The following is a 22,909-nucleotide window of genomic DNA, read 5'->3' as shown; positions in this document are numbered from 1 at the left end:
ACGCAAAAGATCGCAGCCTTCGGCAGCTCCTACAGGGAAACGCATTCCAAATGTAGGAGCTGCCGAAGGCTGCGATATTTTGACGTTGTTTTTTCGAACAGGGTTATGCCGCGACAGGCACACCGCTGTGGAAGCGGAATTCTTCATCCGGCGACTCGATCAGTTCCTGCTCGGCGGCGCGGACTTTCTCGATGACCTGAGCAATATCCTTCGCATCGCCGTATTGATAGGCCAGTTTCAGATAACCCTGAAAATGCCGCGCCTCGCTTTTCAGCAGGCCAAAGTAGAACTTGCCGAGTTCTTCGTCCAGATGCGGCACCAGTGCTTCGAAACGCTCGCAACTGCGTGCTTCGATAAACGCGCCGACCACCAGCGTATCCACCAGTTTCACCGGCTCGTGGCTGCGCACTACCTTGCGCAAGCCCGAAGCGTAACGACCGGCGTGGAGCTGGCGCAGTTCGATCTTGCGCCGCTTCATGATGCGCATGACCTGCTCGTGGTGCACCAGTTCTTCCCGGGCCAGACGCGACATCATGTTGATCAGGTCGACGTGGGAATGGTACTTGGCAATCAGGCTCAGGGCGGTGCTGGCAGCCTTGAACTCACAGTTCTTGTGGTCGATCAGCAGGGTTTCCTGATCGGCCAGTGCAGCCTGAACCCAGGCGTCGGGGGTGCGGCAGCCAAGGAATTCGTGGATTTCGGGAAGGATCATGGGGCTCACGGTAAGAGGTGTTCGAGCGAAGGGCGCCGATTATACCGGCCTGTCCGCAGACCACCAGCGGCTGGCGTTGATATGCATCAAGTCGCGCACGATCGGACAGCAACTATAGTTGTGCAACGCCGTGCCTTTTCTTTGCTGGAGACTCCGCTCATGCAAGCCATTCGCAGCATTCTGGTGGTCATCGAACCCGAACATTCGGAAAGCCTGGCGCTCAAGCGCGCCAAATTGATCGCCGGCGTAACCCAGGCCCATCTGCACCTGCTGGTGTGCGACAAGAAGCACGACCACGCCGGCATGCTCGGTGTGCTCAAAGCCGCACTAGTGGCCGACGGCTACAGCGTGACCACCGAACAGGCGTGGAACGAGAGCCTGCATGAAACCATCATCGAGGTGCAGCAGGCCGAGGGCTGCGGTTTGGTGATCAAGCAGCATTTCCCCGACAGCTCACTGAAAAAAGCCCTGCTGACCCCGGCGGACTGGAAGCTCCTGCGCCACTGCCCTACCCCGGTGCTGCTGGTGAAAACCGCCGGTTCGTGGAAGGACAAGGTGATTCTGGCAGCCGTGGACGTGGGCAATGCCGATGGTGAACATCGGCATTTGCACACGACGATCATTGATCATGGCTACGACATCGCCAGCCTGGCCAAGGCGCATCTGCATGTGATCGCTGCGCATCCATCACCGATGCTGTCGGCTGCAGACCCGACGCTGCAACTGAGCGAAACCATCGAGGCGCGTTATCGCGAGCAATGTCGAGCGTTTCAGGCGGAATTCGATGTCGATGATGAGCATCTGCACATCGAGGAAGGCCCGGCGGACGTTTTGATTCCGTTCATGGCGCACAAGCTGCAAGCGGCGGTGACCGTGATTGGCACGGTGGCGCGCACCGGGTTATCAGGGGCGCTGATCGGCAATACCGCGGAAGTGGTGCTGGATGCGCTGGAAAGTGATGTGTTGGTGCTCAAACCGCAGGAGGTTGAGGATCATCTGGTGGAGTTGGCGGTGAAACATTAAAGATCAAAAGATCGCAGCCTTCGGCAGCTCCTACAGGTAGAACGCATTCCCATGTAGGAGCTGCGGCACGCTGCGATCTTTTGACCTTCAGGCGCCAAAGGCGTCTTTGAGAAATCCGGGGGCGATGTAACGCTGATAGTGCGCTTCCGACAGCAGGAAGAATTCCCGATCAATGGCATCGCGCAATTCCGGCAGGTTCCAGTCGCGAAACTCCGGCAGCAACACCATCCCGTACGCTTCCAGATTAATGATCACCCGCGCCCCACGGGCAATCAGCTGATACGCCCAGCAATATTCCGACTGATGCGGCACGAAGCGGATCTTGCGCTGCTCGAGTTGCTCGCGCAGGCGCGCCGAATCGAAAATCTCGACCTTGGCCGCCATCACTTGTGACAGCAATTGCTCCAGACGCAACCATACCGCACGTTTTTCTTCCTCGTTGTAGCCATTCCAGTGGATCACTTCGTGGTGGAAACGCTTACAGCCACGGCACACCAGATCACCGTAAACAGTGGAGCAGAGGCCGACGCAGGGGGTCTTGATGGTCTGATTGGGCATAAGATAGGTAAAACACTGAAACGCGGAACAGGTCGGCATGTTAGCCCTTTGTCGGGCATTGATCACCCCTCAAACTTCAGGGTCACAGCCACGCGCGGCGTTTGCCCTGGCCACGCGCATTGCCACGAAAGTCCAATAGAGCCCGACTTACCTTTAAATTTTTTTTGCCGTAGAATCAGCCAGCCTTTTAAGGCGCCAATGTCCGTTAGAAGCTGTTTTCAAAGCGTCACGAGCACAGTCGTTCCTTCAGAGCGGTGTTGGCGAGGGATTTTTCCAGCGGGGAAAAATCCAGCGCCAACCCTCATCAGCTCCCCGTTCTGCAGGCGTAAAACTTTGAAAGCAGCTTCTGTAAGGAATTGCCGGTAATTCTGGCCGAACGACCCACAACGTCGTGAGGAGCATGAGTACGGCAGTTTCGGGATGAGCGTCCCGGACACCCATTTGGGACCACTGATGAGGGTAATAACTGTGCTTGAAGCCTACCGCAAACATATCGAAGAGCGTGCAGCCCTGGGTATCGTTCCCCAGCCGCTTAACGCCGAACAAACAGCAGGCCTGGTCGAGCTGCTGAAAAACCCTCCGGCTGGCGAAGAAGAATTTCTCGTTGACCTGATCACCAATCGCATTCCACCAGGCGTGGACGAAGCGGCCTATGTCAAAGCCGGCTTCCTGTCTGCACTGGCCAAGGGCGAAGTTTCCTCCCCTCTGCTGGACAAAAAGCGCGCTGTAGAACTGCTCGGCACCATGCAGGGCGGCTACAACATCGTCACTCTGGTTGACCTGCTGGACGACGCCGAGCTGGCGCCGGTCGCTGCCGCGCAACTCAAGCACACCCTGCTGATGTTCGATGCGTTCCACGACGTCGCGGAAAAAGCCAAGAACGGTAACGCTCACGCTAAAGCCGTGCTGCAATCCTGGGCTGACGGCGAGTGGTTCAAAAACCGTCCGACCCTGGCTGACAAGATCAGCCTGCGCGTGTTCAAGGTAACCGGCGAAACCAACACCGACGACCTCTCCCCTGCTCCTGATGCCTGGTCGCGTCCAGACATCCCGCTGCACGCCCTGGCCATGCTGAAAATGGCCCGCGACGGCATCGTTCCTGATCAGCAGGGCGCCATCGGCCCGATGAAGCAGATCGAAGAAATGCGCGGTCAAGGCTTCCCGATCGCCTACGTCGGTGACGTGGTCGGTACCGGTTCGTCGCGTAAATCGGCCACCAACTCGGTGCTGTGGTTCTTCGGCGACGACGTTCCTTACGTGCCGAACAAGCGTGCTGGCGGTTTCTGCTTCGGCAGCAAAATCGCTCCGATCTTCTACAACACCATGGAAGATGCCGGCGCACTGCCAATCGAGTTCGACGTTTCCAACATGAACATGGGCGACGTGATCGACCTGTACCCGCATGCTGGCAAAGTCTGCAAACACGGCACCGACGAAGTCCTGACCACCTTCGAAATGAAGACTCCGGTGCTGTTGGACGAAGTCCGTGCTGGCGGCCGTATCCCGCTGATCATCGGCCGTGGCCTGACCGAGAAGGCTCGCGCCGAACTGGGTCTGCCACCGTTCGACCTGTTCAAGAAGCCAGAAGCACCAGCTGAAAGCACCAAGGGTTTCACCCTGGCGCAGAAAATGGTCGGCAAGGCTTGCGGTCTGGCAGAAGGCCAAGGCGTTCGTCCTGGCACCTACTGCGAACCGAAGATGACCACCGTGGGTTCTCAGGACACCACCGGTCCAATGACCCGTGACGAACTGAAAGACCTGGCGTGCCTGGGCTTCTCGGCTGACCTGGTGATGCAGTCCTTCTGCCACACCGCGGCGTATCCAAAGCCGATCGACGTGACCACCCACCACACCCTGCCTGACTTCATCATGACCCGCGGCGGCGTTTCCCTGCGTCCGGGCGACGGCATCATCCACTCGTGGCTGAACCGCATGCTGCTGCCAGACACCGTGGGTACCGGTGGTGACTCCCACACCCGTTTCCCGATGGGCATCTCGTTCCCGGCCGGTTCCGGTCTGGTTGCGTTTGCCGCAGCCACCGGCGTTATGCCGCTGGACATGCCGGAATCGATCCTGGTGCGCTTCAAAGGCAAAATGAAACCTGGCATCACCCTGCGTGACCTGGTTCATGCCATTCCTTACTTCGCTATCCAGAACGGTCTGCTGACCGTCGAGAAGAAAGGCAAGAAAAACGCCTTCTCCGGCCGCATCCTGGAAATCGAAGGTCTGGAAGGTCTGACCCTGGAGCAGGCGTTCGAACTGTCCGACGCCTCGGCCGAACGTTCGGCTGCCGGTTGCACCATCAAGCTGTCGAAAGAGTCGATCACCGAGTACCTGAACTCCAACATCACCCTGCTGCGCTGGATGATCGGTGAAGGTTACGGCGATGCGCGTACCCTGGAACGTCGCGCTCAAGCGATGGAAGCCTGGGTTGCCAACCCGGAACTGATGGAAGCCGATGCCGACGCCGAATACGCCGAAGTCATCGAAATCGATCTGGCCGACATCAACGAGCCGGTACTGTGCGCGCCGAATGATCCGGACGACGCCCGTCTGCTGTCCAGCGTTGCTGGCGAGAAGATCGACGAAGTGTTCATCGGTTCGTGCATGACCAACATCGGTCACTTCCGCGCTGCCGGTAAACTGCTGGATCAGGTCAAGGGTCAGCTGCCAACCCGTCTGTGGCTGTCGCCGCCGACCAAAATGGACGCTCACCAACTGACCGAAGAAGGCTACTACGGCATCTACGGCAAGGCTGGCGCGCGCATGGAAATGCCAGGCTGCTCGCTGTGCATGGGTAACCAGGCACGCGTTGAGCCGAACAGCACCGTGGTGTCGACGTCGACCCGTAACTTCCCGAACCGTCTGGGCGACGGCGCGAACGTCTACCTGGCTTCGGCCGAGCTGGCGTCCGTGGCTTCGATCCTGGGTCGCCTGCCGACCGTCGAGGAGTACATGGAATACGCTGGCAAGATCGACAGCATGGCGGCCGATATCTACCGCTACCTGTCCTTCGACCAGATTGCCGAGTTCCGTGAAGCTGCTGCGAACGCCAACATCCCGGTCGTTCAAGCCTAACGCTGCAACGCAATGAAAAAGCGCCGCCCATCGTGAGATGAGCGGCGTTTTTTTATGCCTCACACATAGACCCTGTGGGAGCGAGCCTGCTCGCGAAAGCGGTGTGTCAGTCGATGTAACTATTGGATGATGAATCGCTTTCGCGAGCAGGCTCGCTCCCACGTTTGATTCTTACCAGACAAGAGACCTGCATTTCCCGATAGGGTTACGGGTTGAGCTTGAGGGCTTTCTGCACGGCGCCATCGACGCTCAAACCGCTGAGGATCACAGCGTTGGCTTGCACTTCGGGCAACGCCTCCAGCACCGCCAGCGCCTCATGCTTGAGCCGCGCCAGAATCAAACGCTTGCCTTCCTGATGCACCCGCACAAAGAACTCCTGCATCGCCTCAATGCTGGTGCCATCCAGATCCGGCGTCTCCTCGAGACTCAGAATCACCGTATGCACCGGCATTTCTGCATGGCGGATCAGCCGTAACGCCGCGCCCAGAATCCGCTCAACGTTGGCAAAGAACAACGCCTCACTGGGCCGAATGATCAGTACGCCAGGCTCCGTTCGCGCAACGGGATGACGCTGCACATCGACAAAATCGTGCCCGCCATCAATCCGCCCGAGCACTTGAATGTCCGCGGCTGACATCTGCTTGAGCATCAGCAGCACACTGATCGCCACCGAAACCAGCAGACCGTCCAGCACGCCCAATACCAACACGGCCGTAACCGCGCAGATCACCAGCACACGATCCCGGCGCCAGATGAAGTAGCGGCCCAGCGGCTGCAGACTCAAACCGCGACCTAGCGCATGCATGACAATCGCGGCGAGGATCGGCTCCGGGGTCAGGGCGATCCACGGCAACACCGTCAGCACGATGATTAATACCACCAACGCCGCCACACCGCCGGCCCAGCGTGACGTCGCACCTGCTGCTTCATTCGCCGAGGTCGCCGAGTACCCTGCCCCGGCCGGCATGCCATGAAACAATCCGGAGAGCAGATTCGATGCGCCTAACGCCAACAGATCACGGTTTGAGGTGACGCGATCGCCATGCTTGAGCGCATACGCACTGATCGACCCGTAAGACTCCGCATACAGAATCATCACCAGCGCAAAACCCACCTCCCCCAGCCGTAGCCAGTCGGCGAATGGCAGCACCGGCAGGTTAGGAACTTCCAGGCTCAGGTCGATAATGCCGATCATCTGCACGCCGTACGCCGACAGATTCAACCATTGCCCGGCGGCGATGCCGATCACTACAACCAGCAAGCCACCGGGCACCCGCGGGAATCGTGAAAACACCGCGAGCAACACCAGCGCGACGGCCGCAACAGCCGCGGCCATCCAGTTCCAATGCGGCAGTTGTTCTAGCAGTTGCGGGGCGAAGCGCACCAGATTGGCCTCGGTCAGATGCACGCCCACCACAGTGGCGACCTGCTTGAGAATGATGGTCAGCGCCAGGCCGAAGGCGAATCCGCGCAAAACCGGTTTGGCGATGAAGGACGTGACACTGCCCAGACGAAACACCCCGGCCAGCAAAAACAGCGCACCGGTGATGAGCACCAGACCGGCCGCCAAAGCGGAGCGCAATTGCGGATCACCATTGGCCAGTGTCGCCGTCGCCGCCGCCAGCACAGCCGCCGAAGAAGACGTCGCCGAGACAATCGCAAAGCGACTCGTACCGAACACCCCGTAGCAGAACAGCCCAGCAAACAGCGCGATTACCCCGGCCTGTGGCGCCAGCGCGGCAATGGTCGAATACGCCACCGCTTCGGGCAGCAAGAGACCGGCTATCGATAGACCGGCGAGTACATCCCGCCAGCGATTGCGTTGCTCTACAGGTTGCGGGGCGCTCGACAATCCACTGTCTCCAGACGAAAAAAAGCCGCTGCATACGTCGTATGCAGCGGCCACTGTAGCTGAGTATCTGGAGTTGTAGCTTACGCGGTCAGCGAATAAATCAACGCCGAAATCGCTACCAGGCCGACAGCCGTTACAAACACGTTCGACGCCTGGCCGCGATAGCGGGCCATCGCTGGCACTTTACGGATTGCGTACATCGGCATCAGGAACAGAATCGCCGCGATCACCGGGCCGCCGATGGTTTCGATCATGCCCAGAATGCTCGGGTTCAGGGTTGCCACGATCCAGCAAACCACCAACATGAAGGCCGCCACGATGCGATCCAGCGCCTTGGCGCCCGGGCGTTTGCCGCTCTTGATAATCAGGCCTTTGAGACCTTCGCTGGCACCGATGTAGTGACCGAGGAACGACTTGGAGATCGCCACAAACGCAATCAACGGTGCTGCGAAAGCGATGGTCGGATTGCTGAAATGATTGGCCAGGTACGACAGGATCGACAGATTCTGCGCTTTGGCCTCGGCCAGTTGTGCCGGCGACAGGGTCAGCACACAGCTGAAGACGAAGAACAGCACCATCGCCACCATCAACAGGTGTGCGCGGGACAGGATCTGCGAGCTGCGCTGTTCAGCGTGGACGCCGTAACGACGCTTCTGATCGACCGCAAACGCCGAGATGATCGGCGAGTGGTTGAAGGAGAACACCATCACCGGAATCGCCAGCCACAGCGTGTGCAGCAACGCAGACGGTGCCGGCACCTGCGAAGCCGTGGCGAGAATGCCGCCGTTCCAGTGTGGAATCAGGTAAACGGCGAGGAACAGCAGCGCAACGATAAACGGATACACCATCAGGCTCATCGCCTTGACGATCGCCTGCTCACCGCAACGCACCACGGCCAGCAGACCGAGGATCAGCACGAACGACAGCAGAGCGCGCGGTGGCGGCGTGATGTGCAGTTGATGTTCGAGAAAACTGGCGACTGTGTTGGTCAGACCGACGCTATAGATCAGCAGGATCGGGAAGATCGCGAAAAAGTACAGCAAGGTGATCAGCGCGCCGGCCTTGATGCCGAAATGCTGCTCGACCACTTCAGTGATGTCGGCGCCTTCACGACCGGAAAGCACAAAGCGGGTCAGGCCACGGTGCGCGTAGAACGTCATCGGGAAGGCCAGCAGCGCAAGGACCACCAGCGGCCAGAAGCCACCCAGTCCTGCGTTGATCGGCAAAAACAGGGTACCGGCGCCGATGGCCGTCCCAAACAGTCCCAACATCCAGGTGGTGTCCTGGCGATTCCAGCTCGAAAGTTCAGCGGGTGCTGCTGCATCAAAGCGCTCTTCGACGCTATTGGCCTGATCATTCATCCGGTCGGATCTCCGCATTCCGGTCACTTGCCACTCGGTCAGACGCGTCGGAAAAAACCGACAGACATGCTCCGGCCGAAACAGGGGCGCGATTCTCCGCGATAAATGAGCAGAAGCAAAGACTTAGCTGAGGAATGGTTGTGCGGAGCAGATCAGTCGAGTGTCGTTTTCGGAAAAATGGCTGTCGCACAAAGACACGCCGAATGTCGTTTTTAGTATGACCGTGCGAGTTCAAGAACACATTTCAGACCGAACGAAGAACCAGGGTTCCGATTGTGATGACGACCAGCGCAAATATTGCCCCCATGGCGAACCTGAATAATTCAGAGCGAATCTCCGCGGGGGACAGTCCTTTCGCCTCTTCAGCGAACTCGGCGTCCTCTCGTCGAAGTCGTTCGACTCTGGCCTTGGGATCTTCTGTGTACATGTTTATTGTCCTTTGCGAAGTCACGAGATCAATCTGCTATGCAAATCGTTGTTGAGCATCCGATACGCCTGATCGCAAACCATGATGCTTGCAGCGTTTCATTCAAAGCTTGGTCAATATCCCGAATACAGCCGTAATCGCAGTTAGCAGTCCCGTGCCTACGGCCACCGGGTACCAGAACCTTTCTCGCTTGAGTTTGTTTTCCTCAGCCATGAGCTTGCGCCTCTCGACAATGAGCTTGCGGGATTCGTTTTGTAGTCTTTCGAGTTCCAGGTTTTCTCGATCATTCTGAAGCATGTGCCTTCCTTGGCGTTTAGCACTGAGTGCCCGGGCTGCTTTGTGCCCTCATGATTTCGCATTCATCAACTGCCCGATAGCGGACGGATCTGTCGAATTCGTAGGCAAAATCCGCGAGTCAGGTAGGCAGCCTCATACAGAGACCTTTCAGAAAACACCTTGCGATCAAGTACCCGTGCCTTTCAATTTGGCCCACATGATCTAGCGTGAAATGAGTCCCCCTGCCCTGCGGAGCCTTCCCATGCCATTGGTTCGCGTCGACATCAGACAAAACCCCGACCCCAACTTCGCCAAACGCATCGGCGAGCATATCTACTCCGCCCTGCGCAGTTGTATCGATGTGCCCGAGCACGACAACTTTCAGATCCTGACCGAGCACGATGGCCAGCACCTGGTCTACGATCCGCAATACCTGGGGATCCAGCGCAGCGACGGCGTGGTATTCATTCAGATCACCATCAGCGAAGGGCGCACAGTGGAGAAAAAGCAATTGCTGTTCAAAACCATCGCCGAGCGCCTGCACGCGCAGTTGGCGGTGCGCCTGGAAGACGTGTTCATTAATCTGGTCGAGGTGAAAAAAGAGAACTGGTCATTCGGCAATGGCATTGCCCAGTACGTCACCTGACCCCGCAATTGACAGCCAGCTACCGGCCGAAGCGATCATCAAACATCACAACGCAACCCTCGGCGCTGCCTTCGCACGAGTAATCGACAGTGCTCATTTCAGGTTTTAAAAGAAACGGTCCTTCAAATTGACGCAACTTCGCTGTCTGCGGTTGCGTCAATCACGAATTTGTAACCTTATCCTCAGTCCTACAACTGCGTGTACTTCTCTAATGTCATCTGCGCTATGAATTACAGAAAACACCAATAAAAAGCCCTTCGCTTATCGATACTTCAGAATACTCCTACAACCAAAAACACCTAATAAAACCACGACGAAATATTACCGAAATCCGAATAACAGTCATTTGTTACAAGCAACTACGCAGCCATTGAACATTCCTCTTTTTCAGGCCTATATTTTTCACGCCCTGAATGACGAAAGACCAATCGCAAACGACCTTCGAAGTTTGATAAAGAGGAAAAAGCATGCAAAAGCGCACGATCACCGGCCTGCTGTTGACCGGACTGCTTTTCACCCCGCTTGCCAGCGCTGATGTCCGCGAGCTGGCTTCTTCGCCGCGATGGCTGACTACCAAGGTCTACATCGATGGCGCTCCTGAAACAGACGTCAAGGCGAAGTATCCCGGCGTCGTAGGTATATCGACCTGGGATCCCGAGAGTAATCGATACGAGTTCTTTTACACCGACACGGGCGAGTCAAAGTACAACAAAGGCGGAGGCGGTTATTTCTTTGTCACCGGCAACCAGAAACAGCACATTCTGGTACCCGATGTCGGTCCGACCAAAACAATTGTCAGGCGCCTGGAAACACTGAACAACAGTGAATTCACTTACTCTCGGGAAGTCCCCCGCGACATGATCGACAACAATCCACTTGTACGTATTCATGTCGTTCACGCGCCGTATACCGGCACCGTAGAAACCAAATCCGCCATCAAACAATAAAAGCTGGAGTTCAACATGCAAAAGACAGTCAAAACCCTGCTGATGTCGACGTTGCTGGCCTCCACGGTGTATTGCGCCGGAGTCAGTGCGCAAGCCGCCACCCAACCCGCCACAACTACTGTTGCCACCGCCGACAATGCAATGATGCTGACCGTATTTCTGAAACATGATCAGACCCGCCCGCTGAGCGAACTCAAGGCCCAGCTCACACAACAAGGCTTCTACAAGACCTTCCCCCCTGCCGGGGTCGAAGTGGTGAGCTGGAACATCATGATGGGCATTGGCCAAGTGGTGACCGTACGCTTCCCCGCCTCACGGCTGGCAGAAGTGAACCTTGCCCTGGAAAACACCGCATGGGGCAGTTACCGAACCGAGTTTTATCCAACCTATGATTTCAAGCCGATTGCCCTCGCAGAACAAACCAAAGCCCAAGCAGCCCAATGATGCCGACAGCACACCGGATCACCGGTGTGCTGCCTACCCTTGCTTCTTGCCCGAAGCCGTCCAGAATCAAAGCACCACTGCGCGAATGACAACGATTGCCAAGCCGCTGCGGATTCAGCACTCTGAAACGACTTTCGCGACCGACCCGCCGACGTTCACAGGAGCCGCGCAATGCCCGCAACCGTTCTGGTACTGGTTGAAACCATCAATGACTATTTGCCGATCCTCGAACATCAGGGTTTTCACCTGATCCTCGCCCCCACGCCGGCCGAGCGTGCGCAAGCCATCGCCACTCACGGCAGCCGCATCGACGCGGTGCTGACCCGCGGCCCGCTGGGCCTGACCTCCGATGAAATCACCGCCCTGCCGGCGCTGAAAATCATCACGGTAATCGGCGCCGGTTACGAGCAGGTCGACCTGCAAGCCGCCAGTAACCGTGGCATTACCGTCACCAACGGCGCCGGGGTCAATGCCTCGTCGGTGGCCGACCATGCGATGGCGATGCTGCTGGCGCTGGTCCGGGATATCCCCCGTTGTGACGCGGCGGTACGCCGCGGTGAATGGCCGAAGATCATGCGCCCGTCGCTGGCCGGCAAACGCCTGGGGATTCTCGGACTGGGCGCCGTGGGCATGGCGATAGCCAAACGCGCCCACCTTGGCTTCGACATGGAGATCAGCTATCACAGCCGCCAGATGCGCAGCGATGTGCCTTACACATTCTGCTCGACGCCAACCGAACTGGCACGGGCCTCGGATTTCCTGATCATCGCCACGCCCGGCGGCATCGGTACACAGCATCTGGTGACTCGCCCGGTGCTCGATGCGCTTGGGCCGAAAGGCTTTATCGTCAACATCGCCCGCGCCAGTGTGATCGCCACGGCGGATCTGATCACGGCGCTTGAGCAACGCAAAATTGCCGGCGCCGCACTGGATGTGTTCGACCACGAGCCGCAAGTGCCGGATGCGCTGAAAACCCTGAGCAACGTGCTTCTGACGCCACACGTCGCCGGTCTGTCACCGGAAGCCACTCAAGGCACGGTGGAGTTGGTGGGCAAAAATCTCGTGGCGTTTTTTTCGGGCGAACCGGTACTGACGCCCATTGCCTTGCCTCCGAAACTCAACAACCAGCGCGTGCACTGAAGCACACCGGACGACGTGGCGAGCGCTCGTCCCAGCCCTCCTTTTCGGCCACGGCATATCCGCTAAACCTTGGTTCACCGCGACCTTTCGCGCACATTCCCAAAGGTGATTATCGGGCAACACGCTAGCCTATAAGACCGACTCGCGCTTGTGGCGACCCGAGCGCGCTATTAGATTAGCCAATGATGTCTGGCCTCCAAAATAAGCAGAAGGGATAAGCATGGCGCTTACTGACCAGTCCACCCGTATCCGCTCTGGCGAAGAACTCGATGCCAGCCTGATCGATCCGTACCTCAAGGCGCACATTCCCGGCCTGAGCGGCACACCTGCGATCAGCCAGTTTCCTGGCGGTGCGTCGAACCTGACCTACCTGCTGGAATACCCGGAACAGGAATTCGTCCTGCGCCGTCCGCCGTTCGGCCACAAGGCCAAGTCCGCCCACGACATGGGCCGTGAATTCCGCATCCTCAATCAATTGCGCGACGGTTTTCCGTATTGCCCGAAAGCCTACGTGCACTGCACCGACGAATCGGTGATCGGCGCCGAGTTCTACGTCATGGAACGAGTCAAAGGGATCATCCTGCGCTCGGAGCTGCCGCCGGAGCTGGGCCTTGATTCGGCAAAGACCGAAGCCCTGTGCAAAAGCTTTATCGAGCGCTTCGTCGAACTGCACCGCGTCGACTACAACGCCTGCGGCCTGGGCGATCTGGGCAAACCGGAAGGCTACGTCGCCCGTCAGATCAAAGGCTGGAGCGAGCGCTACGAAAAAGCCCTGACCCCGGATGCGCCGCATTGGGAAGCAGTGAAAGCCTGGCTCAACGACAAGATGCCGGCCGACCACCCGACCTCAAGTATCGTCCACAACGACTACCGCTTCGACAACGTCATCCTCGACCCGCACAACCCGATGCAGATCATTGGCGTGCTCGACTGGGAACTGACCACCCTCGGCGATCCGTTAATGGATCTGGGCAACACCCTTGCCTATTGGATTCAGGCGGACGATCCGGCGCCGGTGCAACTGATGCGCCGCCAGCCAAGCCACGCGCCGGGCATGCTCACCCGCCGCGAGTTCGTCGATTACTACGCCGAACGTTCGGGCATCCAGATCGACAATTTCGACTTTTACTACACCTACGGCCTGTTCCGTCTGGCCGGCATCGTGCAGCAGATCTACTACCGCTTCTACCACGGCCAGACCCAGGACAAACGCTTCGCGCAGTTCATTCACATGAACAAACTGCTGGAGCAGATGAGCTTGCAGGTCATTGCGAAATCGAGCCTCTGACGGCCCACACCCAGGAACCCTTATGTCCAAGACTCAGTTGTTCGACCTCGACGGTAAAATTGCTTTCGTTTCCGGCGCCAGCCGTGGCATCGGTGAAGCCATCGCTAAACTGCTGGCCCAGCAAGGCGCCCATGTGATCGTGTCGAGCCGCAAGCTCGACGGCTGCCAGCACGTCGCCGACGCGATCATCGCCGCCGGCGGCAAAGCCACGGCCGTGGCCTGCCACATCGGTGAAATGGAACAGATCAGCCAGGTGTTCGCCGGGATCAAGGAACAGTTCGGCCGCCTCGATATTCTGGTCAACAACGCCGCGACCAACCCGCAATTCTGCAATGTGCTGGACACCGATCTGAGTGCGTTCCAGAAAACCGTTGACGTGAACATCCGTGGCTACTTCTTCATGTCGGTCGAAGCCGGCAAGCTGATGCGCGAAAACGGTGGCGGCAGCATCATCAACGTCGCGTCGATCAACGGCATTTCGCCGGGGATCTTCCAGGGCATCTACTCGGTGACCAAAGCGGCGGTGATCAACATGACCAAGGTCTTCGCCAAGGAGTGCGCGCAGTTCGGCATCCGCTGCAACGCGCTGCTGCCGGGTTTGACCGACACCAAATTTGCCTCGGCGCTGGTGAAGAATGATGCGATTCTCAAGCAAGCGCTGACGCAGATCCCGCTCAAGCGTGTGGCTGATCCAAGCGAAATGGCCGGTGCGGTGCTGTACCTGGCGAGCGATGCGTCGAGCTACACCACCGGGGTTGCGCTGAATGTGGACGGTGGGTTTCTGTCCTGATTCCACTCGGGACTTGAACTGATCTTGTCCCTGTAGGAGCTGCCGAAGGCTGCGATCTTTTGATCTTATTTGTAAAAAAATCAAAATCAAAAGATCGCAGCCTTCGGCAGCTCCTACAGGGTTTTGTGTATCAGGCAATGACTTTCGGTAACTGCCAACCGAAATGCACCGACAGCAAACGCAACAGCAAACACCCCGCCCCCGCCAGCAACGCCGCCGCTACCGGTGAAACGCCCAGCCTGCGGCCGATGATCAACACCGCCGCACCGACAAACGCCGAACTCGCATACAAATCCGCCTGCAACACCACCGGTATCCGCGCCAGCACAATGTCGCGTATCACCCCGCCACCGACGCCGGTAATGGTGCCCATCAGCATCGCCACAAACGGCGTAATCCCGAAATTCAACGCTTTCTGCGCACCGGCCACGGCAAACAGCGCCAAGCCTGCAGCATCCAGCACAATCAAGGTTGAACCGGACCAGCCCAGCACCTGCTCATGAAAGGCAAACGCCAGCCCGCCCATGAAAAACGCCAGTGCCGGGTAGCGCCAATCGGCCACAGCATTGGGTGGCGTCGCACCGATCAACAAGTCACGAGTCACCCCGCCACCGAGGGCGACGATAAACGCAATCACCATCACACCGAGCAAGTCGAGCTGACTGCGCATCGCCGCAATAGCGCCTTCCACGGCAAACACCGCAGTGCCGGCCAGGTCGGCTACCAGCACAATCCGCTCAACCCGGGACTGCCGCCCCGCCGGCGCTATTGCGTGACGCAACGGGTGGTCGTGATGTGTCGAGTAACCTGCCCGTCGGCGTACACGTCACCGGCGACCTCAGTGTTTTCGAGCACCTGACACGTACGCTCCGGCGGTGGCGGCGGCGCTGCCGGTGGAGGGGGTGGAGGACTGGCGCAACCCGCCAACAACACTGTAAAGAAAGCCAACGGCAACACGCGTTTCCCAAGATTGTTCATAGGACGACCCGCGACAAATGGAAGAGCAACTCCCGCGACCGAACCGACCACGGAAGACCTGACCACTCATTCTTTATAGCCGAGCCCCCCGCAAGCGCCAGTGAATCGGCCGGATCGGGAGGAAGTGGCTGTCGATTTTGCGTTCGGATTCGAGAGGATTGCCAAATTGAAATGTGCTTTGCCTGATAGAGCCTCATCGCGAGCAGGCTCACTCCTACAATTGAACAGAGTACATCTGGCAGAGATTGGTCGGCTGTCAGGCCGCCTTCGCGAGCAGGCTCGCTCCTACAATTGAACAGAGTACATCTGGCAGAGATTGGTCGGCTGTCAGGCCGCCTTCGCGAGCAGGCTCACTCCTACAATTGAACAGAGTACATCTGGCAGAGATTGGTCGGCTGTCAGGCCGCCTTCGCGAGCAGGCTCGCTCCTACAATTGAACAGAGTACATCTGGCAGAGATTGGTCGGCTTCAGGCCGCCTTCGCAAGCAGGCTCACTCCTACAATTGAACAGAGTACATCTGGCAGAGATTGGTCGGCTGTCAGGCCGCCTTCGCGAGCAGGCTCACTCCTACAATTGAACAGAGTACATCTGGCAGAGATTGGTCGGCTGTCAGACCGCCTTCGCGAGCAGGCTCGCTCCTACAATTGAACAGAGTACATCTGGCAGAGATTGGTCGGCTGTCAGGCCGCCTTCGCGAGCAGGCTCGCTCCTACAATTGAACAGAGTACATCTGGCAGAGATTGGTCGGCTGTCAGGCCGCCTTCGCAAGCAGGCTCGCTCCTACAATTGAACAGAGTACATCTGGCAGATATTGGTCGGCTGTCAGGCCGCCTTCGCAAGCAGGCTCGCTCCTACAATTGAACAGAGTACATCTGGCAGAGATTGGTCGGCTGTCAGGCCGCCTTCGCGAGCAAGCTCACTCCTACAATTGAACAGAGTACATCTGGCAGAGATTGGTCGGCTGTCAGGCCGCCTTCGCGAGCAAGCTCGCTCCTACAATTGAACAGAGTACATCTGGCAGAGATTGGTCGGCTTCAGGCCGCCTTCGCAAGCAGGCTCGCTCCTACAATTGAACAGAGTACATCTGGCAGAGATTGGTCGGCTGTCAGGCCGCCTTCGCGAGCAGGCTCGCTCCTACAATTGAACAGAGTACATCTGGCAGAGATTGGTCGGCTGTCAGGCCGCCTTCGCAAGCAGGCTCGCTCCTACAATTGAACAGAGTACATCTGGCAGAGATTGGTCGGCTGTCAGGCCGCCTTCGCGAGCAAGCTCGCTCCCACAGAACAGCCAAAGCAAAACAGCACAAATCGCGCATCGCTTGTGCTTCTCACCACTCAACAGGATGAGCGTTAGCTCGGCTGCAGCTCTTGATCTTGCCGTGCTGGCCCCTTCGGCAGGCTGAGTGGAGGGATTGATCCGGGGGTGGGAGCGCAGCGACCGTTTGGCGAAGCCAAACACAGCGAGAGGAGGTGCAGCGAAGCAAACCGTAGGCGCTGCCCCCGGATCGATCCCGGAGCGAAGGAACCCCGAGCTTTAGCGAGTGGGCCGAACGCCGGGGCCCAGCGTTTTGGTTACTTTTGGGCGTCTGCAAAAGTGACCCGCTGTAAGAGCGGAACCGCCAGCCGCAGCACCCAAAGAAACGGATATACACCCACCCCCCAAGAGCATGGTCGGCCCAAAGGCCGCCAAGCCTAAAAGCCCTAAGCCAAATCAGGATCCCGAAAAGAACGCAAAGTGTTGCTCTCCAACTCATACCGCAATTCTTCAATCAAAGCCTCAACCGACTCCGGCGTCCGTAGCGCATCAAGCTTCAACCCACTGATCACCAGATCCACCTGCCCCGACACCGGGTGATAAAGCTTCACCGTCAGCGAATGATCGCCATCCACCAGACACTCACACGCCAGCGGCGAAAAACTGCGTTCAAGCTGCGTGCGCAACTGCGCAAGATTCATCATCAGACTGTTCCTATAACGACTGCGAAGGGCCACGATCCCGAGCCAGAAAAAACTCGTATCGCACCCCGCCAGACTAAGAACAGCCGTCGACCGCCAACACCTCAATATGCACCTGATGAACTAGTGCATTTGCACCTCAGCGCTGGCCCTTGGCGCCCCACTCCCCGGAAAACAATCCACGCTCGCGCGCCCAGACAATCGCCTCGCTGCGACTGTGCACATCGAGCTTGGAATACACCGTGGCGACATGATTACGCACCGTGTTCGGCGCCAGTTTCAGCCGCGCCGCGATCTCCTTGTCCGCCAGCCCTTCGCAGATCAACCCCAGCACATCGCGCTCACGCGCCGTCAGATCGGTGAACGAAACGCTAGGCAGTTGCGGCGAGTTGACCTTTTTCACATTGGCCAGTTTCTCGATCAACGTACGACTGAACCAGGAAGCATCTTTCATCACCTCCTCAATCGCCGCCACCAACTCAAGCTCGGTACGCTTGCGCTCGGTGATGTCCATCAACACCAGCAAATAACACGGTGTGTCCTGAATATTCACGGTGTCAGCGGACAGCGCGCACTCGAGCAGATCCGCATCTTTCTTGCGCACCCGCACATCCACCCGATCCACCCGCCCGTTTTTCGCCAGCGCCGCCAGCAACCGCGTGCGCGCGCCGCTGTCATCGATAAAGTCCAGCTGCGGCACGGTTTTGCCGAGCACGTCGTCGCTGTCATAAGCCAGGGTTTCGAGGAACGCCTGATTGACGTCGATCACCTGCTGTTCGTCGGCACTGCAAATCAGGATCGGCACCGGCGTCAGGCGAAACGCCTTGGCAAAACGCTCCTCACTCTGACGCAGCGCCACCTCGGCCTTGTGCCGCAGCTCCATGTCGACAAAGGAGAACAGCATGCAATCCTCATCGTTGAGCGTAAGCGGCTGGCCGGCCACGATCACCTGCTTGCTGCTGCCATCGGGCAGGCGCAGCTCGGCTTGCATCTGCGGGATGGTCGCAACGTCGCGCAGGCGCTGAATAGCCAGGTCGCGGTGTTCGGCCTGCTCGAAAATGTCGATTTCATAAGAGGTCGTGCCAATCACCTGCTCACGGGTGTACCCGGTCATTTCCAGAAACCCCGGATTGACCTTGATGTAACGCAGATCACTGAGCCGGCAGATCACCGCCGGTGCCGGGTTGGCATTAAACGTCCTTTCGAAGCGCTGCTCGGCGTTGGCCCAATCGGTGACATCGCTCATGATCAGCACCAGCGACTCGGGCTGCCCTTCGCGGTCCGTGAGAATCATGCTGCGTACGCTGTGCACCCAGATGCGTTCCGGGTCGTCGCTCGGCGACACTTCGATCAGTACGTCATTGAAACTCTCACAGCGCGCTACTCGGCTGATCGGGTAGTTTTCGGCGGTGATCGAGTGATTATTGCGATAGCGCAGGTTGAATTTCTTGGCGTATTCGTCGGCATTGTGGCCCAGATCGGTGATCCGCTTGACACCGTGCATGGCCAGCGCGGCTTCGTTGGCCCAGAGAATGCTCTGATCCAGCTCCAACAGGATCACCCCGTCGGACAGCCCGGCGATGATCTGCTGCAACTGGCGGCGGTTGGTTTCGGTGGTCAGGACTTCCTGGCTCATTGGATCTCCACAAGTGATACGCCCATGTGAAGAGTACGACCGCAGCCACCTCTGATCGTGCCGAGCATAAATGTTCGCAACGGCACAAATCCCTTTGTAGGCCTTCGCCTGCTCGCGATAGCGGTGTGTCAGCCAGCAGATCCGTTGAATGACACATCACTATCGCGAGCAGGCGAAGGCCTACAGGGGATTGGATTTCAGTTCGAATTTTGCGTCTTGAGTTCCCGGAGGGTGTCGAGAAACAGCTTGAGCACCGGCGAAGCATCATCCGCCCGATAAGTGGCATACAGCGGCACCTCCGGCAACGCCGGGGTCAGGCGCCGGAACACCAACCCCGCCGGGGCCAGTTGCTCGATGGACGCCGGCAACAGCGCCACGCCAAACCCGGCGCGCACCAGACTCAGCAAGGTCTGCACCTCGATCACTTGTTGACGAATCTGCGGCGTGAACCCGGCCTGAATGCAGCACTGAAACAGAAAATGAGCGAACCGCGACTGTTTCAATTCCAGTGCCACAAACGGCTCCTGCGCCAGATCCGCCGGCGCCAGCACCTCGCGGCCAGCCAGCGGATGATCCGCCGGCATTACCACGTTGATCGGCTCGTAGATCAGCAGTTCATTGCGCAACTGCGGATCGTCATAGCCGACGCGAAACACACAAGCGTCGATGCGTTTCTCCTTCAACGCCTTGACCTGCGCCGCCGGGGTCATTTCATGCAAACGCCAGTTGACCTGCGGATAACGCTCGCGAAACAGGTGCAAGGCCTTGGGCAGCACGCCAACCATCACCGAACTGATCATGCCGATTTCCAGCTCACCAAGTTGTCCGCGCCCGGTCTGCCGCGTCAGGTCCAGCGCCCGCTCAAGCTGTTCGAACACCAGCGGCGCCTGCTCCTTGAGCATCTGCCCCGCCGCCGTGAGTTCGACCCGATGATGGCTGCGCTCGAACAGCGGCGTACCGAGTTCCTCTTCCAGCAAACGAATCTGCTGGCTCAGCGGCGGCTGGCAGATGTGCAGGCGTTCGGCGGCGCGACCGAAATGCAGCTCATCGGCCAACGCCATGAAGTAACGCAACAGGCGCAAGTCCATGGCGGCTTACCCCAGACTCAGCGGCGTCGAACGCTGGCGTACGCCGGTCAGCGCGAACAAGGCATTGGCGATGGCCGGCACTACCGAAGGGCTGCCCAACTCGCCGACGCCACCGGGTTTACTCGGCTCGCCATTCAACACGACGATGTCGGTGGCCGGCATGTCGGACATGCGCATCACCCGGTAATCGTGGAAATTGCTCTGCACCACCCGGCCCTGTTTGATGTCGAGCCGATCGAACAACGCATGGCCAAGTCCCCACATCAGACCGCCGTAGATCTGCTCCTCGACACCGCCCGGCGAAACCGCCAGACCGCAATCGACCACACAGGTGAGCTTCTCGACCTGGGCCTTGCCATCAACCGTTGCCAGTCGCGCAACCACCGCAATAAAACTGGTGTAACCCTGATTGGTCGCGATCCCCAGCGCCGTGTCCGGCGGCAACGGTTTGCCCCAACCGGCGCGCTCGGCAGCCTGCTTGAGCACGGCCACATGCCGTGGCCGCTCCTGCATATTGGCCAACCGGAATGCCAATGGATCTTCGCCTGCGGCGTGGGCCAGTTCATCCATGAAGCTTTCCACGGCGAACACGTTGGGGATGAAGCTCACCGAGCGATACCAGCCGCTGGGCACGTTGCTTTCGTGCTTGACCCAGTTCAGCTCCAGGTGCGGCGGACGGTAAGCGAAGTCCCACGCGGTGATCGCCTCGGTGGTGCTGTAATCCATATGGTCCGGCCGTTCGAAGTAACCCGGTTCCCACTGCTCCGGCGAGGCCGGCGACACCGCGTGCAGTTGCAGCGCGGTGAGTTTGCCCTGGGCGTCGAGCGCGCCTTTGACTCGATGCAAGGTCGCTGGGTGATTGAACAGCGCGTGCATTTCGTCCTCGCGACTGTTGAGCAGTTTCACCGGCACGCCGGTTTTCTGCGCCAGATACGCGACTTCGAACAACCAGTACTTAGCCTCCCGCGCGCCGAAACTGCCGCCGGAGACCAATTCATGAATGGTCACGTTGGCCTTGTCGATGCCGCACACGGTTTGCGCCGCTTCCAGTGCCGAGGACGGCACCTGCACACCGCCCCAGTAAGTGATCGCTTTGTCCTTGACGTGTGCGGTGATGCAGATCGGTTCCAGCGGGTTTTGCACCTTGTAGGGCATGGTGTAATCGGCTTCGATCAGCTTCGCCGCGCCTGACCATTGCCCGGTGACATCACCCTGGGCCATGGCTTTGACGGTTTGTGCTTGCGGGTCGCCGATGGCCTTGGCTTGCGCGCTGGACAGTTGCTCGCTGTAGAACCCGGCCAACGGCGAATCGCTCCACTTGATCGCCAGCAGATTGCGCCCCTGCTGCGCGGCCCAGAACGTATCCGCCAACACAGCGACGCCTTCCTGATTGCCGCCGAGCACATCAGGGCGCCCCGCAATCGCCAGCACTTTGCGCACGCCCGGCACCTGCAATGCGGCCGCTGAGTCGACGCTGAGCACTGTCGATCCAACCACCGGCGCGCGCTGAATCACGGCGACCAGCATGTCTGGCAGTTGCACGTCGATGCTGTACTTGAATTGCCCGCAGACCTTGGCCGCCGCATCACGTTTGTGGCGCAGTTTGCCAATGTATTTGAACTGCGCCGGATCCTTCAGCTTGACGTTTGTCGGGGCTGGCAGATTCGCCGCAACTCCGACCAGTTCGCCGTAACCGAGGCTTCGTTTGTTCGCAATGTGAACGACCCGACCTTCTTCCGTGGTGCAACTGTCAGGGCTGACTTTCCACTGCTTGGCGGCTGCCGTGATCAGTAGCGCCCGCGCCATGGCACCGGCCATGCGCAGGCGCTCGTATTCCAGGGAAACACTGGTGCTGCCGCCAGTGGAAAAGACCTTCCAGACCGGATGAATGTAGGTCTCGAAGAACGGATCTTCCGGGGTGATGACCTGCACGGTCATCGGATTGACGTCCAGTTCTTCCGCCACGCACGCGGCCAGCGCTGTTTGCGTGCCGGTGCCGGAATCGTGCTTGTGCACCACCAGTTTCACCGTGCCGTCGGGAAAGATGCGCACCCAGGCATTCGGCTCGAATTCACTCGCCGGTGCTGGCGCTTTTGGGTCAGTAGCCGCCATGCCACTCGGCAGATAAAGGGCAATCGCCAGGCCCGAAGCAACCGTCGCCGCTTGCTTGAGAAACACTCGGCGCGGCAATTCTGTGCGACTGTCGTCGATAAGGCTCATCACGCCTCCTTCGGCGCATTCGCCGCGCGTTTGATCGCTTTGCTGATGCGCCCGTAAGTGCCGCAGCGGCAGATATTCCCGGACATCGCATTGCGGATCGAGTCATCGGTCACCGCCGCACCGGTGTTGAGCAACGCGGCGGCGGACATGATCTGCCCGGATTGACAGTAACCGCATTGCGGCACATCTTCGGCGATCCAGGCCAATTGCAACGGGTGGTTTTGCGTCGGTGACAAGCCTTCGATGGTGGTGATGCGGTGGCCCGCGACGGCGGCCGCCGGCAATTGGCAGGAACGCACCGCGACGCCGTCCAGGTGCACGGTGCAGGCACCGCACAGGCCCATGCCGCAACCGAACTTGGTGCCGGTGAGTTTCAGTTGATCACGCAGTACCCATAACAAGGGCATGGAGGAGGACGCTTCATCCAGCTCGCGTCGTTCGCCGTTAACCGTGAATGCAATCATTGTCAGGCTCCAAAAGAGCGGCCCG

At 58.8% G+C, this 22,909-nt stretch carries 19 protein-coding genes; 8 read left to right on the top strand and 11 right to left on the bottom strand.

The window, feature by feature from the left end; genetic code table 11:
• Positions 1-103: 103 nt before the first annotated feature.
• Positions 104-712, bottom strand: coding sequence for a MiaE family protein (locus ACOYXH_RS08315; RefSeq protein WP_095047457.1), 609 nt, complete (start codon positions 710-712; stop codon positions 104-106).
• A gap of 159 nt (positions 713-871) precedes the next feature.
• Here ACOYXH_RS08315 and ACOYXH_RS08310 point away from each other — a divergent pair, with 159 nt between their 5' ends.
• Positions 872-1,735, top strand: a complete 864-nt coding sequence (locus tag ACOYXH_RS08310; RefSeq protein WP_095047458.1) for a universal stress protein — start codon at positions 872-874, stop codon at positions 1,733-1,735.
• 87 nt (positions 1,736-1,822) lie between these two features.
• On the opposite strand, the gene ACOYXH_RS08305 is transcribed toward ACOYXH_RS08310, so the two are convergent.
• Positions 1,823-2,293 (bottom strand): DUF1289 domain-containing protein, encoded by a 471-nt coding sequence (locus tag ACOYXH_RS08305; protein ID WP_064117650.1) that lies wholly within the window; start codon positions 2,291-2,293, stop codon positions 1,823-1,825.
• A 468-nt stretch (positions 2,294-2,761) separates the two neighbouring features.
• Here ACOYXH_RS08305 and acnB point away from each other — a divergent pair, with 468 nt between their 5' ends.
• Positions 2,762-5,371 (top strand): bifunctional aconitate hydratase 2/2-methylisocitrate dehydratase, encoded by a 2,610-nt coding sequence (gene acnB / locus ACOYXH_RS08300; protein ID WP_095047459.1) that lies wholly within the window; start codon positions 2,762-2,764, stop codon positions 5,369-5,371.
• Positions 5,372-5,576: 205 nt separating this feature from the next.
• On the opposite strand, the gene ACOYXH_RS08295 is transcribed toward acnB, so the two are convergent.
• The 3 genes from ACOYXH_RS08295 to ACOYXH_RS08285 all read right to left on the bottom strand — a co-directional run bounded on the left by ACOYXH_RS08295 (position 5,577) and on the right by ACOYXH_RS08285 (position 9,308).
• Positions 5,577-7,223: a SulP family inorganic anion transporter gene (locus tag ACOYXH_RS08295; RefSeq protein ID WP_460410498.1), complete on the bottom strand. Its 1,647-nt coding sequence runs from the start codon at positions 7,221-7,223 to the stop codon at positions 5,577-5,579.
• Between the two features lie 80 nt (positions 7,224-7,303).
• A complete protein-coding gene (locus tag ACOYXH_RS08290) occupies positions 7,304-8,584 on the bottom strand; it encodes an HAAAP family serine/threonine permease (RefSeq protein WP_220558581.1) in 1,281 nt (426 codons plus the stop codon).
• A gap of 529 nt (positions 8,585-9,113) precedes the next feature.
• A complete protein-coding gene (locus ACOYXH_RS08285) occupies positions 9,114-9,308 on the bottom strand; it encodes a hypothetical protein (protein ID WP_095047463.1) in 195 nt (64 codons plus the stop codon).
• A 241-nt stretch (positions 9,309-9,549) separates the two neighbouring features.
• Between ACOYXH_RS08285 and ACOYXH_RS08280 the strand changes: the two genes are divergently transcribed.
• From ACOYXH_RS08280 to ACOYXH_RS08255, 6 genes are all read left to right on the top strand, one after another.
• Complete coding sequence (locus ACOYXH_RS08280; protein ID WP_460410497.1) at positions 9,550-9,933, top strand: tautomerase family protein; 384 nt, start codon at positions 9,550-9,552, stop codon at positions 9,931-9,933.
• 467 nt (positions 9,934-10,400) lie between these two features.
• Positions 10,401-10,880 carry a DUF4822 domain-containing protein gene (locus ACOYXH_RS08275; RefSeq protein ID WP_095047465.1) on the top strand — a complete coding sequence of 160 codons (480 nt, stop codon included), beginning with the start codon at positions 10,401-10,403 and terminating at the stop codon, positions 10,878-10,880.
• Between the two features lie 15 nt (positions 10,881-10,895).
• Positions 10,896-11,324, top strand: a complete 429-nt coding sequence (locus ACOYXH_RS08270; protein WP_095047466.1) for a hypothetical protein — start codon at positions 10,896-10,898, stop codon at positions 11,322-11,324.
• Between the two features lie 171 nt (positions 11,325-11,495).
• Positions 11,496-12,464: a 2-hydroxyacid dehydrogenase gene (locus tag ACOYXH_RS08265; protein WP_095047467.1), complete on the top strand. Its 969-nt coding sequence runs from the start codon at positions 11,496-11,498 to the stop codon at positions 12,462-12,464.
• 220 nt (positions 12,465-12,684) lie between these two features.
• Complete coding sequence (locus tag ACOYXH_RS08260; RefSeq protein ID WP_095047468.1) at positions 12,685-13,752, top strand: phosphotransferase family protein; 1,068 nt, start codon at positions 12,685-12,687, stop codon at positions 13,750-13,752.
• A gap of 22 nt (positions 13,753-13,774) precedes the next feature.
• Positions 13,775-14,542 (top strand): SDR family oxidoreductase, encoded by a 768-nt coding sequence (locus ACOYXH_RS08255; protein ID WP_034152479.1) that lies wholly within the window; start codon positions 13,775-13,777, stop codon positions 14,540-14,542.
• A gap of 130 nt (positions 14,543-14,672) precedes the next feature.
• Here the strand turns inward: ACOYXH_RS08255 and ACOYXH_RS08250 are convergent, their stop codons facing one another.
• The 6 genes from ACOYXH_RS08250 to ACOYXH_RS08225 form a co-directional block, all read right to left on the bottom strand.
• Positions 14,673-15,323 carry a trimeric intracellular cation channel family protein gene (locus ACOYXH_RS08250; protein ID WP_460410496.1) on the bottom strand — a complete coding sequence of 217 codons (651 nt, stop codon included), beginning with the start codon at positions 15,321-15,323 and terminating at the stop codon, positions 14,673-14,675.
• Positions 15,324-17,221: 1,898 nt separating this feature from the next.
• A complete protein-coding gene (locus ACOYXH_RS08245; protein WP_093438847.1) occupies positions 17,222-17,479 on the bottom strand; it encodes a DUF1652 domain-containing protein in 258 nt (85 codons plus the stop codon).
• A gap of 136 nt (positions 17,480-17,615) precedes the next feature.
• On the bottom strand, positions 17,616-19,112 hold the full coding sequence (locus tag ACOYXH_RS08240) for a helix-turn-helix transcriptional regulator (protein ID WP_095047470.1): 1,497 nt from the start codon (positions 19,110-19,112) through the stop codon (positions 17,616-17,618).
• 197 nt (positions 19,113-19,309) lie between these two features.
• A complete protein-coding gene (locus ACOYXH_RS08235) occupies positions 19,310-20,200 on the bottom strand; it encodes a LysR substrate-binding domain-containing protein (protein ID WP_095047471.1) in 891 nt (296 codons plus the stop codon).
• Between the two features lie 6 nt (positions 20,201-20,206).
• Complete coding sequence (locus tag ACOYXH_RS08230) at positions 20,207-22,420, bottom strand: xanthine dehydrogenase family protein molybdopterin-binding subunit (protein WP_095126647.1); 2,214 nt, start codon at positions 22,418-22,420, stop codon at positions 20,207-20,209.
• Positions 22,420-22,884 (bottom strand): (2Fe-2S)-binding protein, encoded by a 465-nt coding sequence (locus ACOYXH_RS08225; RefSeq protein ID WP_258709616.1) that lies wholly within the window; start codon positions 22,882-22,884, stop codon positions 22,420-22,422. Before ACOYXH_RS08225 ends, ACOYXH_RS08230 begins: the two co-directional genes overlap by 1 nt.
• Positions 22,885-22,909 lie beyond the last annotated feature (25 nt).

Source organism: Pseudomonas sp. Mb7 (assembly GCF_054790525.1).
The sequence above is the reverse complement of the archived record's forward strand: the minus strand, read 5'-3'. Positions and strand labels throughout refer to the sequence as shown.

Coding starts and splice junctions, on each gene's coding strand:
- ACOYXH_RS08315 (WP_095047457.1), bottom strand. CDS start 712: ATGATCCTTCCCGAAATCCACGAATTCCTTGGCTGCCGCACCCCCGAC.
- ACOYXH_RS08310 (WP_095047458.1), top strand. CDS start 872: ATGCAAGCCATTCGCAGCATTCTGGTGGTCATCGAACCCGAACATTCG.
- ACOYXH_RS08305 (WP_064117650.1), bottom strand. CDS start 2,293: ATGCCCAATCAGACCATCAAGACCCCCTGCGTCGGCCTCTGCTCCACT.
- ACOYXH_RS08290 (WP_220558581.1), bottom strand. CDS start 8,584: ATGAATGATCAGGCCAATAGCGTCGAAGAGCGCTTTGATGCAGCAGCA.
- ACOYXH_RS08285 (WP_095047463.1), bottom strand. CDS start 9,308: ATGCTTCAGAATGATCGAGAAAACCTGGAACTCGAAAGACTACAAAAC.
- ACOYXH_RS08280 (WP_460410497.1), top strand. CDS start 9,550: ATGCCATTGGTTCGCGTCGACATCAGACAAAACCCCGACCCCAACTTC.
- ACOYXH_RS08275 (WP_095047465.1), top strand. CDS start 10,401: ATGCAAAAGCGCACGATCACCGGCCTGCTGTTGACCGGACTGCTTTTC.
- ACOYXH_RS08270 (WP_095047466.1), top strand. CDS start 10,896: ATGCAAAAGACAGTCAAAACCCTGCTGATGTCGACGTTGCTGGCCTCC.
- ACOYXH_RS08265 (WP_095047467.1), top strand. CDS start 11,496: ATGCCCGCAACCGTTCTGGTACTGGTTGAAACCATCAATGACTATTTG.
- ACOYXH_RS08260 (WP_095047468.1), top strand. CDS start 12,685: ATGGCGCTTACTGACCAGTCCACCCGTATCCGCTCTGGCGAAGAACTC.
- ACOYXH_RS08255 (WP_034152479.1), top strand. CDS start 13,775: ATGTCCAAGACTCAGTTGTTCGACCTCGACGGTAAAATTGCTTTCGTT.
- ACOYXH_RS08245 (WP_093438847.1), bottom strand. CDS start 17,479: ATGATGAATCTTGCGCAGTTGCGCACGCAGCTTGAACGCAGTTTTTCG.
- ACOYXH_RS08240 (WP_095047470.1), bottom strand. CDS start 19,112: ATGAGCCAGGAAGTCCTGACCACCGAAACCAACCGCCGCCAGTTGCAG.
- ACOYXH_RS08235 (WP_095047471.1), bottom strand. CDS start 20,200: ATGGACTTGCGCCTGTTGCGTTACTTCATGGCGTTGGCCGATGAGCTG.
- ACOYXH_RS08230 (WP_095126647.1), bottom strand. CDS start 22,420: ATGAGCCTTATCGACGACAGTCGCACAGAATTGCCGCGCCGAGTGTTT.
- ACOYXH_RS08225 (WP_258709616.1), bottom strand. CDS start 22,884: ATGATTGCATTCACGGTTAACGGCGAACGACGCGAGCTGGATGAAGCG.